At 54.0% G+C, this 13085-nt stretch carries 11 protein-coding genes; 4 read left to right on the forward strand and 7 right to left on the reverse strand.

Annotation, left to right across the window (positions count from 1 at the left end):
- Positions 1-94: 94 nt before the first annotated feature.
- The 5 genes from KQI26_RS00680 to KQI26_RS00700 form a co-directional block, all read right to left on the reverse strand.
- Complete coding sequence (locus KQI26_RS00680; protein ID WP_216502728.1) at positions 95-1723, reverse strand: HNH endonuclease; 1629 nt, start codon at positions 1721-1723, stop codon at positions 95-97.
- A 192-nt stretch (positions 1724-1915) separates the two neighbouring features.
- Complete coding sequence (locus KQI26_RS00685; RefSeq protein ID WP_216502729.1) at positions 1916-2167, reverse strand: (2Fe-2S) ferredoxin domain-containing protein; 252 nt, start codon at positions 2165-2167, stop codon at positions 1916-1918.
- 18 nt (positions 2168-2185) lie between these two features.
- Entirely contained in the window at positions 2186-3865 is a 1680-nt protein-coding gene (locus KQI26_RS00690; protein ID WP_216502730.1) for a [FeFe] hydrogenase, group A, read from the reverse strand.
- 3 nt (positions 3866-3868) lie between these two features.
- Positions 3869-5743: an NADH-quinone oxidoreductase subunit NuoF gene (gene nuoF / locus KQI26_RS00695; RefSeq protein ID WP_216502731.1), complete on the reverse strand. Its 1875-nt coding sequence runs from the start codon at positions 5741-5743 to the stop codon at positions 3869-3871.
- Complete coding sequence (locus tag KQI26_RS00700; protein ID WP_118425495.1) at positions 5737-6222, reverse strand: NAD(P)H-dependent oxidoreductase subunit E; 486 nt, start codon at positions 6220-6222, stop codon at positions 5737-5739. The genes nuoF and KQI26_RS00700 overlap by 7 nt, the downstream gene beginning before the upstream one ends.
- Positions 6223-6874: 652 nt before the next feature.
- Between KQI26_RS00700 and KQI26_RS00705 the strand changes: the two genes are divergently transcribed.
- The 4 genes from KQI26_RS00705 to KQI26_RS00720 all read left to right on the forward strand — a co-directional run bounded on the left by KQI26_RS00705 (position 6875) and on the right by KQI26_RS00720 (position 10664).
- Positions 6875-8251, forward strand: coding sequence for an MATE family efflux transporter (locus KQI26_RS00705; protein ID WP_216502732.1), 1377 nt, complete (start codon positions 6875-6877; stop codon positions 8249-8251).
- 253 nt (positions 8252-8504) lie between these two features.
- Positions 8505-9413, forward strand: coding sequence for an ABC transporter permease (locus KQI26_RS00710; RefSeq protein WP_216502733.1), 909 nt, complete (start codon positions 8505-8507; stop codon positions 9411-9413).
- 148 nt (positions 9414-9561) lie between these two features.
- Positions 9562-10068, forward strand: coding sequence for an NAD(P)H-dependent oxidoreductase (locus tag KQI26_RS00715; protein WP_216502734.1), 507 nt, complete (start codon positions 9562-9564; stop codon positions 10066-10068).
- On the forward strand, positions 10056-10664 hold the full coding sequence (locus tag KQI26_RS00720; protein WP_216502735.1) for a hypothetical protein: 609 nt from the start codon (positions 10056-10058) through the stop codon (positions 10662-10664). The genes KQI26_RS00715 and KQI26_RS00720 overlap by 13 nt, the downstream gene beginning before the upstream one ends.
- A gap of 90 nt (positions 10665-10754) precedes the next feature.
- On the opposite strand, the gene KQI26_RS00725 is transcribed toward KQI26_RS00720, so the two are convergent.
- Positions 10755-12329, reverse strand: a complete 1575-nt coding sequence (locus tag KQI26_RS00725) for an ABC transporter substrate-binding protein (protein WP_216502736.1) — start codon at positions 12327-12329, stop codon at positions 10755-10757.
- 295 nt (positions 12330-12624) lie between these two features.
- Positions 12625-13083 carry a hypothetical protein gene (locus KQI26_RS00730; protein WP_216502737.1) on the reverse strand — a complete coding sequence of 153 codons (459 nt, stop codon included), beginning with the start codon at positions 13081-13083 and terminating at the stop codon, positions 12625-12627.
- Between the last annotated feature and the right edge of the window lie 2 nt (positions 13084-13085).

Genomic DNA, 13085 nt, shown 5'->3' on the forward strand with positions numbered 1-13085 from the left:
ACCTTGGTGCATAAAAAATAAGCCGTCGGGGAATGATACATCCCCCGACGGCCTGTTCCTGCTGCCAAACAAATTCAGAAATCAACTTTTTCTCTTAGCTCACGATTTTATTGCTCTTGGCCCGATTGCATTTCCAGCACAATGTCTGAAGATTGCTTTCTTCTGTCCGGCCACCTTTTGACACCGGGATGATGTGATCTATTTCCAGCAAAAGGTTTGGTTCCGCATGGGTGGAGTTTCCACAGTTACAGCAAGTATAGTTGTCACGCTCTTTGATATGTTCACGCAGCTTTTTGGTCATCAGTGTGCGCTGCTCTTTGGCAAAGGCACCGGCTGTGAGTTTGCTTTCCAGCACTTTGATCAGTTCCGCAATGATCTCTTCTGTCATTGGCACAGTAAACGCTCTCTGTGCCATACCACCTCCCGAAGTGTATGCGAACTTATATTCCACGGTAAGTGTGCTTTCATCGATATTTGCAAAACCCAATCTGGAATAGAACCCGGCCTCATCGTTCTCCATGATAAAAGCGGGGACATCACCCAGATACTGCTGATATTCCGCTTTATAATTTTCAATGATTTGCTTTGCATCCCGCAAAGTTTCCAGTTCTTCCACCAGCTGATACAGCTTTTGGATTTGTTCCGGATAAGAGCTTTTATGTGGATAAAAATACTTCACAATATACTCCAGAGGGTTGTTTTCCGCACTGGCGAATACTGTTGCAGAAACCTCAGCCGTAAACGGTGTGATCGTTTTTTTATAGGGGCGGATATAGTTATATTCATCCTCGTGTGTGGTTTCTGTGCGGACTACTCTAGTTCCAAAGAGTTGAGAGATGGATTGTACCTTTTCATTGATATATTCATTGAACTCTCTTTGTGTACTCATCAGCACTTCACAAGTCTCTTTGATTTTAGCAAAATCCGGCGAATCATAATAGGCCAGTATCTGTTGATTGGTGCTGACCAACTGCTCTATCTCATTACGAAGAGGTGTTACGGCATTGTCGATCACATCCCACTCTTCGCTGTCAGGCGTTTTGATCTTTTTGATACTGTTTACCGTCCGATCAAACAACTTTCCAACCAGATCATCCAGTTGTCCCTGCGCACCCTTCATAACCAAAGAATCTTTGTTGTTATTGGCATACTCTATAACATCATTTACCGTCTTATAATATTCCCGCTGTTTTTTCTCCAAAGCTGCTTTTTGCTGCTCTTTCAGCAGTTTGTTATATTCTGATTTTCCCATCAGCAACGACGGATCATTTTTAAATTTGTTTATATCATATTGATTCACAGAGATTTCTCGTTCCCCTAATTTATTCCCAGCCGATGTAATATAAGAAACTCTGATTCTATAAGCACCTGCGCCTTTTAAAGCTATTTCAATTTGTTTTTTTAATCTGCTATACTGTGGTTGGGAACTATACTCATCGCTACCCAAAAGCTTTCGCAGTTTCATTGCCATAGCATTTTTTCTTTCAAGTATTGTTTCAGCCTCTGCAAGCTTTGCTTTATTTTCTTTAAAGAACTTTATCTTATCATATTTTTCCAATGCTTGACGGCTTTTCACTATGATATGGTCATCAAAATAAGGAATCACCTCCCAACTGGAAATCCCTACTTCTTCAAATGCTTTGGACTCCAAAGTTTTGTACTGCTGTTCGGTGATAATTTTAACTACTATAAGTGCTAATATAATTGCTACAACAAAAAACATTTCTCTTTATCCTTTCTTTTTAGCCGTATTCATAGTCTTTACAAACATTCTTTCAGCCCATATAATACCATTTAAGCGCAGTATAGCACAAGACTATTCTCCAATCCAACATTTTCACCTTCCATTATTTTGTATAAAATGGCCCTGCTGAATCATCGCTTCAGCAGGGCCATTTACCTATCTAATTGTCACTTACTGCTGCTCAATCAGATGGCCGCATTTTTCAAAGAAAAAGTCCCGGGTGCCGGCGCCGGTGAGGCTGACGGTCTCCTGGTCGTCGATGCGCACCTTGACCTCTTCCACGCACTCACCGTCGCAGAACATCTGGGCCACTTCCACCTGGTCATGGAGGGAATATTCCTCCACCAGCTGCCGCAGGGTGAGGAGCACATTGTAAGAGCCCTTCACATGGCAGGCGCTTCCCACGCACACGCTGAATTTCATCTTTCTGCCGCCTTTCTCTTATTTGCCGTATTCCACATGGAGCAGCTCGTGGACCCGGCCCTTGAGCACCCCGTCATACAGGGAGGTGACGGCGTAGTTTTCCTCGGAACGCTTGATGGGGCTCATCCGGTCGGCCTTGTAAAGTCCTTCGCCCCGGCGGGCCTTGTCGGCCTTGGTGCCGAAGGGCTGGCCTGCGCCGGAGACGCAGCCGCCGGGACAGGCCATAACCTCGATAAAGTCATAATCCTTGTGGCCTTCCAGAATCCGGTCCAGCAGAGGCCGGGCGTTGTTCAGGCCGCTGACGATGGCAATGCGCACTTTTTTGCCGCCGATCTCCACTTCGGTATGCTTGACCCCTTCCATGCCACGCACGCCATTGAAGGCAATAGCCCGCAGGGCCGTGGTGGATTTGTCGTCGCTGAGACGGCGGATCACCGCTTCGGTGACTCCGCCGGTGACGCCGAAGATCACGCCTGCGCCGGTGGAAACGCCAAAGGGCATATCCACGCTTTCCGGCTCCAGGTCGTCAAAGACGATGCCGGCCTGGCGGATCATGGCGATGAGTTCCTGGGTGGTGATGGCGTAGTCCACATCGGGCACGCTGTTCCGCTTGAATTCATCCCGCTGCACTTCGAACTTTTTGGCGGTGCAGGGCATAATGGCCACCGACACGATCCGGCGGGTAGAAGGCTTCAGCTGCTCTTTCAGCACCGCGCCGAACATCTCCATGGGGGAGCGGCAGGTGGACACATGGGGCATCAGTTCGGGATAATGCTTTTCCACAAACTGCACCCAGGCCGGGCAGCAGGAGGTGAACAAGGGCAGGTTTTCTCCCTTGGCCAGCCGCTCCGACAGCTCGTTGGCCTCTTCCAGCACCGTCAGGTCGGCGCCGGTGGTGGTGTCATAGACCTCGTCAAAGCCCAGACGGCGCAGAGCGGCGGTGACCTTGCCCATGGCGTTTTCTCCTTCGCCCAGGCCCATTTCGTGGCTGATGCCCACCCGCACGGCGGGGGCGATCTGCACCACGCACTTGGTGTGGGGATCGGACAGTTCCTCCCACATCTTCTGGGTGTCGTTTTTCACCACAATAGCCCCGGTGGGGCAGACGGCGGCACACTGGCCGCAGCCCACGCAGGCACTATTGGCAATGGGCTCATCAAAGGCGGGCATCACCTTCATGCGAGCGCCCCGGTCGGAAAAGTCGATGGCGCCCACGCCCTGGATCTCTTCGCACATACGGACACAGTCGCCGCAGAGGATGCACTTGGCGTTGTCCCGGCTGATGCACACCGAGGACTCGTCCCGCTCATGCTCCACCTGGCCGTCGCCAAAGCGGATGTCCCGGATGCCGAACTGATGGGCCAGCTCCTGGAGCTTGCATTTGCCGCTTTTTTCGCAGGTGGTGCAGTCCCGGCAGTGGCTGGCCAGCAGCAGCTCCAGCACATTCTTCCGGTATTTCCGCAGCCGGGGGGTATTGGTGTAGATCTCCATCCCCTCCCGGGGCGGGGTGGAGCAGGCCGCCTGAATGCTGCCCCGCTTGTCCTCCACCATGCACATCCGGCAGGCGCCATACACCGACAGCTCGGAATAATAGCAAAAAGTGGGCAGCTGGATACCGGCCTTGCGGATGACCGCCAAAATATTTTCTTCCCCTTCGATGGGCACAGGGATATTGTCTACCATCATAAATGCGCTCATGGTTTAGCCCTCCTTCACGGCGTGGAAACTGCACCCGTCAAAGCAGGCGCCGCACTTGATGCATTTGTCAGGATCGATGGTGAAGGGGCTGCGGATCTCCCCAGAGATGGCCCCCACAGGGCACATCCGGGCGCACTTGGAGCAGCCCTTGCACTCCTGGGGATCGATGTAATAGCGCTTCAGCTTCTGGCAGTTGTGGGTGGGGCAGCGCTTTTCCTTCACATGGGCTTCGTATTCATCCCGGAAATACCGGATGGTGCTCACCACCGGCTGGGCCGCTGTCTTCCCCAGACCGCACAGAGCGGTGGCCGAAATGGTCTCGGCCAGCTCTAGCAGCAGGTCGATGTCCCCATCTTTTCCCTGTCCTGCCACGATCCGCTCCAGAATCTCCAGCATCCGCTTGGTGCCCTCCCGGCAGGGAACGCACTTGCCGCAGCTTTCGTTCTGGGTGAAGTTCATGAAGAACCGGGCCACTTCCACCATACAGGTCTTGTCGTCCATGACCACAAGGCCGCCGGAGCCGATCATGGCTCCCACCTTTTTCAGGGAATCGAAGTCCAGGGGCAGATCCAGATGCTCCTTCGTCAGACAGCCGCCGGAGGGGCCGCCGATCTGCACCGCTTTGAACTCGGCGCCATTCCGCATACCGCCGCCGATGTCGAAGATGATCTCCCGCAGGGTGGTGCCCATGGGCACTTCGATCAGGCCGGTGTTCTGGATGTTGCCCGTCAGGGCAAAAGCCTTGGTGCCCGGGCTGTTCTCCGGGCCGATGGAGCGGTACCAATCCGCCCCTCTGGTGATGATATGAGGCACATTGGCCAGCGTCTCCACATTGTTGAGCACGGTGGGCTTGTCAAACAGGCCCCGCTCCACGGTGCGGGGCGGCTTGACCCGGGGCATACCCCGGCGGCCCTCGATGGAGGCGGTGAGGGCGCTGCCTTCGCCGCAGACAAAAGCACCGGCGCCCCGGCTGATGTGGATATCAAAATCAAAACCGCTTCCCAGGATGTTTTCGCCCAGCAGTCCCAGCTCTCTGGCCTGACGGATGGCGCCGTCCAGACGGCTGACCGCCATGGGATACTCGGCCCGGACATAAATATAGCCCTGGCTGGCCCCGCAGGCCACGCCGGCGATCATCATACCCTCCAGCAGCCGGTGGGGGTCACCCTCCATTACCGACCGGTCCATAAAGGCACCCGGGTCGCCTTCGTCGCCGTTGCAGACGATGTACTTGGGAGTGGCTTCCTTGGCACGCACCTGGGCCCATTTCCGCCCGGCGGGGAATCCTCCGCCGCCCCGGCCGCGCAGATTGGATTTCTGGATCTCCTCCACGATCTCCTGGCCATCCATATCGAACAACGCCTTTTCAAAGGCCTTATAACCGCCGATGGCGATGTACTCCTGGATGGAGGTGGCGTCGATGTGGCCGCAGTGCTCCAGCACGGTACGGGTCTGCTTTTTATAGAAGGGGATCTCCTCCTGGGTCTTGTAGATCTCCCCGTTCATCTTATAGCACAGCCGCTCGATGGGCTCGCCGCCCAGAATGGTCTTTTCGATGATCTCCTGGCAGTCGTCCTTCTTTACCTTAATATACAGCCAGCCCTGAGGCTCGATGCGCACCAGAGGGCCCATTTCGCAAAAGCCGTGGCAGCCGCTGCGCTTGACGCCCACATCGTCCCCGTGGGGCTCGTGGGCCAGGTCCACCTGACAGTGGATGCCTTTTTCCTGAAGCAGCTCCACCAGACGGGCATAGATATCCAGAGAGCCGCCGGCCACGCAGCCGGTACCGGCACACACCAGGATCTTCTTCACCTGGGAGGCAAAGCGGCCCTCCAGGGTCTGGCGCAGGACGGAAAGTTCTTCTCTTGTTTTCAGCATGCCGTCCCCTCCTTCTTCAGTTCATCCAACAATTCCACCGCTTTTTCCGGCGTCATGGAGGGATAGACTTTATCGTTGACGGTGCAGGCCGGTGCCAGACCGCAGGCTCCCAGGCAGGAGACGGTCTCCACCGTAAAGAGCATATCGTCGGTGGTGATCTTCTGAGAGGAAAGGCCCAAAGTTTCCCGCATCTTCTCCAGAATGGGGATGCTTTTACGCACATGGCAGGCGGTGCCGTCGCAGATCTTGATCACATATTTCCCCTTGGGTTCCAGGGAAAAATTCTCATAAAAAGTGGCCACGCTGTAAATTTTCGCGGCGCTCATCTGTAATTTTCTCGCCAGGTAGGGAAAAATTTCCCGGGGCAGATACCGGTATTCCCCCTGGATATCCTGCAAAATGGCAATGACATTGCTGGCCTGGGCTCCGTGATGATCCAGTATGCGGTCGATCACGGCAAAATCCACTCCATTGTTCATGGGCGCATCCCCTCCAAAAAAAATTCTGTTCTGATCCCAGTGTAGCCGACCCTCCGGCAGATTGCAATGATATTTTTTTAACGATACTTTCCAAATGCAAAAATATTTTTTATTTAATACGGTTTTTATTTTTTCTCTTTTATACCGTATTAAATATATCCACCCCCTGGTGTGTTTTTCCCCAGGTGCAAATTTTTTCTTGCCTCCGCTCTGTCGATTTGCTACACTGAAATGGCAGAACGGGTTTTCCCGGTCAGCTGCATCCTATTTCCAGTTCATGCGCAGATGCTTTTTCTCTGCGCCGGGAGTTCCCATAACCTCCCGTTTCATTTCCGCAGCGCTGTTTTTTTGCTCCCTGTTTCTCTCCTGCTTCCTCATAAATTTTTGAAATGGCGCTGCATCTTGTCTCCTCTTTGCGGAAAGTCCGCCCGTTTTGGGCGGCTTTTTGCTTTTTTTAACATTCCTTGTCCTTTTCTCCGTTTTATGTTATACTTATTCCTAGTACGCCGCTTATTTTTCCTGTGACAAAGCGGCGCCCGGCATACGCATCCCCCTTTTCTTGCGGCGGCCTTGGGCCGTCTCTTTTTTGTGTCCGCCTTTTTCCGGACTTACCGGATGGAATTATAATTTTATCGCAAAGGAAGTGCATTTGATGGAAGAAATTCGCGAAAACAAAATGGGCAACACGCCCATGCTCCAGCTGATCATCTCCATGTCTTTGCCGGCCATTTTCTCCATGCTGGTCCAGTCCCTTTATAATATTGTGGACAGCTATTTTGTGGCCAAAATCAGCATGGACGCCCTCACCGCCGTTTCCCTGGCCTTCCCCATCCAGCAGCTGATGATTGCCATGGCTGTTGGCACCGGGGTGGGCATCAACTCCCTGGTGTCCCGGCGTCTGGGTGAAAAACGCCAGCGGGAAGCTGACCTGGCCGCCTGCCACGGGGCGATCCTGGCTTTCTTTACCTCTCTGCTCTTTGCCCTCTTCGGCCTGTTTGGTTCCCGGTGGTTTTTGAGCCTTTTCACCCAGAACGCCAATGTGATCGATCTGGGCACCCAGTATCTGTCGGTGGTGTGCATCTGCTCCTTCGGCAGCTTTGTGGAGATCGCCTTTGAAAAAACCCTCCAGGCCACTGGCAACATGATCTACCCCATGTTCTTTATGCTAGTGGGCTGCGTCACCAACATCATTCTGGACCCCATTCTGATCTTCGGCCTGTTCGGCCTGCCCAAGATGGGCATCCTGGGCGCGGCAGCAGCCACCGTCACCGGTCAGATTCTGGCCATGTGCTACAGCCTCTATGTGATGTTCCGCAAAAGCCATGCCGTCCATATGACCTTCAAAGGCTTCCGTTTCCACGGCACCACCATCCGGGATATCTACTCCGTGGGCATCCCCTCCATGATCATGCAGTCCATCAGCTCCTTCCTGGTGATGGGCCTCAACCAGATCCTTTCGGCCTTCTCCGAAACGGCCATCTCGGTGCTGGGCGTCTATTATAAGCTCCAGTCCTTTGTGTTCATGCCGGTCTTTGGCCTGACCCACGGACTGATGCCCATCATGGGCTACAACTACGGCGCCCGGAAAAAGGCCCGCCTGCTCAGCTGCCTGCGCATCGGCCTTTGCATCGCCTGCGGCATTATGGCGGTGGGTACCCTGCTTTTCTGGATCTTCCCCGCCCAGCTGCTGACCATCTTTGACGGCTCCGGCGAAATGCTGGCCATCGGTGTGCCGGCCTTCCGCTCCATCAGCCTGTGCTTTATCCCCGCAGCCTTCGGCATCATCTTCTCCACCATCTTCCAAGCGGTGGGACGGGGCAAAAACAGCCTGTTCATCTCGGTGCTGCGTCAGCTGGTGATCATTCTGCCGACCGCCTACCTGTTCTCCAAGATCGGCCTGCGCTATGTGTGGTACGCCTTCCCTCTGGCGGAGATCATCTCCCTGGTGGCAAGCCTGCTGCTCTTCAGCCGCTTCTATAAGCTGCACATCCACAACCTGGAAAACAAGCCGGCTTCTCCGGCGGTGTGATCTCATTTTTCTCACTTTTTATCCCCAAGGGCCGGCGTCCTTGGGGATTTTTTTAGTTGTTACAAAGTAATTAACTAATTTGCACAAAACCGGCGGCTTTTTTTCTCCACCTGTTCAGCCCCGAAACTCTCTTCCCGGCCCTCTGCCGCCTTGAAAAGAAGGGGGGATTGTGTTATGGTTTAATAGCGCCAAATCAGCGGCCTTTTTTCTTTGCTCTTTTGGCCTATTCCAATAAAGGATTGAGGGTTCGCCCATGTGGAAATATGTGCTCAAGCGTCTGATCATCTTGCTGCCGGTGCTGTTCGGCGCCACCTTCATCGTCTATCTGCTCTTTTATTTTGCCCCGGGCAATGCCGACCGTTCGGCGGTGCGCAAAGCGGCCACCCCGGAGGAGGCCGAGATCATCCGGGAAGAGCGAGGGCTCAACGATCCGATCCTGGTTCAATACGCCCGCACCATGAAGGAGATCTTCGCGGAAGACAGCTATGTGCGAATCCAGTTGGGCGTGCGTCTGCCCAAAACCATCAAGCTCACTCTGGCCGCTGGTGTGGTCACTCTGGTTCTGGCCCTTCCCATCGGCGTATGGGCCGCCATCAAGCAAAATACCCTTTTTGACAATGTCAGCATGCTGATCTCCTTCTTCGGAGTGAGCATGCCCAACTTCTGGCTGGGAATGCTGATGCTGTTGTTTTTCGCGCTCTACTTAGGCTGGTTCCCCACATCGGGCAGTCAAACGCTGAGCAGTCTGGTGCTTCCCGCCTTTACCCTGGCCTTCGGCAACATGGCCTTTATCTCCCGCATCACCCGCTCCTCCATGCTGGAGACCATCCGCCAGGACTACATCACCACCGCCCGGGCCAAGGGCCAGGCGTTCAAAGTGGTGGTGCGGAAACACGCTTTGCGCAATGCTTTGATCCCCATTGTCACCGTCATGGGCCTGCGGTTGTGTGAGGTGTTCAGCGGTTCCATTCTGGTGGAGCTGATCTTCTCCTGGCCGGGCATCGGCCGGCTGCTGGTGGACTCCATCAATGAACGGGATTTCCCCATGATTCTGGGATGCGTCATCACCTTTGCCTTCTGCTTCTCCATCATCAATCTGGTGGTGGACCTGCTGTATGTGGTCATTGACCCCCGCATCCGCTCCCAGTTCAACCGCTCGTAAATCAAAAGGAATATCCAAAGCCCTCCTGCTTGCCAGGAGGGCTTTTTTTATCCATTCCCACAAAATTCACTCTATATTTTTTCTGCCAAATCCCTTATAATAAAGCGATTCCATCGATCATTTCAAAATCAAATGGAGGACTTTATTTATGGAGCTGATCCTCAGCGATCGACCCCTTTTCCTGCCCGCAGCTCCGGAACGGGAATATATCGACCTGTCCCAAAAGAAAGTGGCCCCCTGCGTGGGCTGCTTTGGCTGCTGGGTCAAAACCCCTGGCCGGTGCGTCATCCGGGACGACGCACCCCAGATCTATCCCCTCATCGCCCGCAGCCGCCGGGTGCTCTATGTGAGCCGGGTGGTGTTTGGCAGCTGGGCACCCCCGATGAAAGCCATGCTGGAACGCTCCCTTCCCATCCAGCAGGCCTTCCTCCGCCCTTACATGGGCGAGACCCATCATGTGCAGCGGCTGGTAGAGGAAAAAGACGCCGTCATTCTGGCCTACGGCCCGGAGAGCCAGGAGGAAAAAGACCTGTTTCGCCGTCTGGTGGAACGGAACCGGCGGAATATGAGTTTCAAGTCTTACCAAGTGATCTTCTGCCGGGAAGAAGAAGTGCAGGATGCAGCGGAAAAGGAGGTACTCTCGTGGAACAAGTGATGATCCTCAACGCCAGTCCCCGGGCACCCCGTTCCAATTCCAAGGAATATGCCGCCCTGTTTTCCGCCCGGTGCTCCCTTCCCTGCCAGTATTTTGCCCTCAAAGGTCAACCGGCCGCCCATCTTATCCAGGAGATGGAACACTTCTCTCATCTGCTTTTGGTTTTTCCCCTGTATGTGGACAGCCTGCCGGTGGAACTTCTGGCCTTTCTGGAAAAAGTGCAGCGCAACCCGCCAAAAAACAAGCCCCGCCTGTCGGTGCTCATCAACTGCGGCTTTCTGGAGCCGGGACAAAACGATGTGGCGGTGGATATCCTGCGGCTGTTTGCCAAAACGGTGGGCTTTCCCATGGGAGCTGTCATGAAACTGGGCAGCGGGGAAGCCATTTTGCGCTCCCCGTTCCGCTCCCGGGCCGAAAAGGCCATCGGCCGGCTGGCCTCCGCCGTGCAGCAGGGAAAAGAAGAGGAGATCGCCACGGCCATGCCCCTGCCTCGCTTCCTGTTCATCCAGGCGGGCAACCGGTACTGGAAAACCTATGGCAAAAAAAACGGCGTGTCTTATGAAGAAATGTGCCGTATGGACATCGAAGGCCCCTGATAGCCTGATACGCAGAAAAGGGCCCGTTCTCCACAAGCTGTGGAGAACGGGCCCTTTTCCATTTGCTTTTTATGAGTAAAGGTGAGGGGGTTAAGCGCTCCAACGCACATCTTCAAAGGCCACATTGCCGTCTTTGCCCACAACGACCCCTTCCAGGTCTTTGTCATAGGCCTTGATCACAACGGTCTGATACAAGGGAACAAAGGGAGTCCAGTCGTTGAGATACTCAGAGAGCTCTGTAAAAGTGGCTTCCCGCTGGGTGCTGTCCAACTGGGTTTTGGCCTGCTCGATCAAGCTATCCACCTTCTGGTCGCCGATACGGGCCAGGTTGGCAGCGTCGATGGCGGAGGAATGATAGAGGCCGATGTTATAGGCATACATATTGCTGGAGGTGTAGCCCGCGATGGCCGCTTCATAATCGCCGCTCATGATGGCGTTGAGGTAGGTAGCATAGTCCAGAGTTTCAATCTCCATGGTGATTCCGATCTCTGCCAGGTTGGCCTGGATCACTTCGGCGGCACGGCGGTTGGCATCGGTGCAGGCCAGGCAGGTGAAGGTGGCGTCTTCCGGATCAATGCTCGATTTCTTCAAATACTCCTTGGCCTTTTTCACATCATAGTCCTGGGAGTTCTCTTCGCTGTATCCGGGGAAGGCAGGGGAAGTCTGGCCCAAAGCCACAATGCCCTGACCGTCACAGGATACGGTGACCACGGCCTCCCGGTCCACTGCGGCGCTGACCGCCTTGCGGAACCAGGGATTCTCAAAGGGCCCGGCTTCACTGTTCATGGCCATGAAGTTCATACGGGTGCCTTCGTTTTCCTGTACAGTGATGGCCTCGTCTTCCTTCAGGCGGGTGATATCGGTGGCCTCTACTTCCATGATGAAGTCCACTTCGCCGGCCTGGAGGGCAATGGTGCGGGAAGAGCCTTCGGGAATGATCCGCCAGGTGATGGTCTCCATGGAGGGCTGATGCTCGGTATCAAAGAAATTGGGGTTTTTCTCAAAGGTCAGATTATCGCCCCGGTTCCACTCCACAAAGCAATAGGGGCCGGTGCCCACCGGGTTTTCGTTAAAGTCGTTGCCCTCGTCGATGAGTTCGCTGGGCAAAATATCAATGCTGGCCATGTCGTTGAGCACCATGGCATAGGGGCCGTCGGTGGTGATCTTCACATGAGTGTCGTCTACCACCTGGATGTCGGTCCAGAAGGAAGTGTAATCCTTGGTGGTGGGGTAGGTCTTGGCGTATTCCATGGAGGCCTTTACATCCTGGGCGTCCAGAGTGCTGCCATCATGGAAGGTAACGCCCTGCTTCAAAGTAAAGACCCATTCGGTATCGCTCACGGTCTCATAGCTTTCGGCCAGGTCGGTCACCGGCTCCAATGTCTCAGGGTCAATGGACATCAGGGCATTAAAAGTGAGCAGGTTCATATATGCGGCGGTAACCGCCTTGTGATCAAAAGGGTGCAGGGTGGGCGGCTCGCTTTCGGTGGCAATCACCAAGGTGCTCCGCTTTTCCGCCGAGGCGGTATCCCCATCGTTTTCCATGCTGCGGCTGACGGCCGAGCCTTCTGTAGCGCCATTGCCCTTGGCACAGGCGGCAAATATGCCGCTCATCAGCGCTCCCGCCAGAACCAGCGCCACCATTTTTCTCGTTTTCTTCTGCATCGCACATTCGCCTCTTTCTGTTTGAATTTCCCGGTATACCGGGTTTTAACATCGTGAATGTGCGTTCATAATAGTATATAATCTATCATTTGTCAAGCCTTGACTGGATTTTTTTGTGCCCTTGTGATTTTTTCAGCTCTGAGCACAAATATCCCGAATTTTTCCCGGGTTTTTCATGGATTTTGACCGACATTTCTTTCATTTTCCCCAAATAGATTTTTCAGAAAAAGAGAAAAACAGCGGGACAAAAATTCAACATCGTGAATTTCCGTCCCGCTGTGCTTGGCTGATTTATTCAATTTAGTGAAGATTCGTCCTCGTCGTCATCGGCCAGAGATTCGTCGGCCAGAAGCTCTTCGTCAGTCCAATCCTCCTCGTCGGGCATGATCAGCCCTTCCAGCTGATCCACCTTGTCCTTGGCCTTCTGATAGATGGAGGAAAAGTCTCCTTCTTCCAGTTCCTCGATGGAAAACTCCTCTTTTTTCTCCGGGGAGATCACCGCTGTCCACCGCTGCATCATGACCTTGTTTTCCCGGGTCATACCGCTGCGGAAAGCCATGAGTTTTTCCCCTTCCCACAAAACGCAGGGGTAGCACAGCGGTTTGCCCAGGGCATTCATCTCGATCCAAAGGACCCGCACCGTCTCATCCTGACGGTGTACCCCTTCATAATACCGGGTCTCATATTTCCGGCTGAAGGAAAAGATGCTCTTTTTCTTGATTTCGTTCACGATGGCCGGGGTGTATTGTTTCATTG

Source organism: Intestinimonas sp. MSJ-38, assembly GCF_018917925.1.
GTDB lineage: Bacteria > Bacillota > Clostridia > Oscillospirales > Butyricicoccaceae > Pseudobutyricicoccus.

Excerpts from the sequence above, each read along its gene's own strand:
- KQI26_RS00680 (WP_216502728.1), bottom strand. The coding sequence starts at position 1,723 with ATGTTTTTTGTTGTAGCAATTATATTAGCACTTATAGTAGTTAAAATT.
- KQI26_RS00730 (WP_216502737.1), bottom strand. The coding sequence starts at position 13,083 with ATGAAACAATACACCCCGGCCATCGTGAACGAAATCAAGAAAAAGAGC.
- KQI26_RS00715 (WP_216502734.1), top strand. The coding sequence starts at position 9,562 with ATGGAGCTGATCCTCAGCGATCGACCCCTTTTCCTGCCCGCAGCTCCG.
- KQI26_RS00685 (WP_216502729.1), bottom strand. The coding sequence starts at position 2,167 with ATGAAATTCAGCGTGTGCGTGGGAAGCGCCTGCCATGTGAAGGGCTCT.
- KQI26_RS00705 (WP_216502732.1), top strand. The coding sequence starts at position 6,875 with ATGGAAGAAATTCGCGAAAACAAAATGGGCAACACGCCCATGCTCCAG.
- KQI26_RS00690 (WP_216502730.1), bottom strand. The coding sequence starts at position 3,865 with ATGAGCGCATTTATGATGGTAGACAATATCCCTGTGCCCATCGAAGGG.
- nuoF (WP_216502731.1), bottom strand. The coding sequence starts at position 5,743 with ATGCTGAAAACAAGAGAAGAACTTTCCGTCCTGCGCCAGACCCTGGAG.
- KQI26_RS00725 (WP_216502736.1), bottom strand. The coding sequence starts at position 12,329 with ATGCAGAAGAAAACGAGAAAAATGGTGGCGCTGGTTCTGGCGGGAGCG.
- KQI26_RS00710 (WP_216502733.1), top strand. The coding sequence starts at position 8,505 with ATGTGGAAATATGTGCTCAAGCGTCTGATCATCTTGCTGCCGGTGCTG.
- KQI26_RS00700 (WP_118425495.1), bottom strand. The coding sequence starts at position 6,222 with ATGAACAATGGAGTGGATTTTGCCGTGATCGACCGCATACTGGATCAT.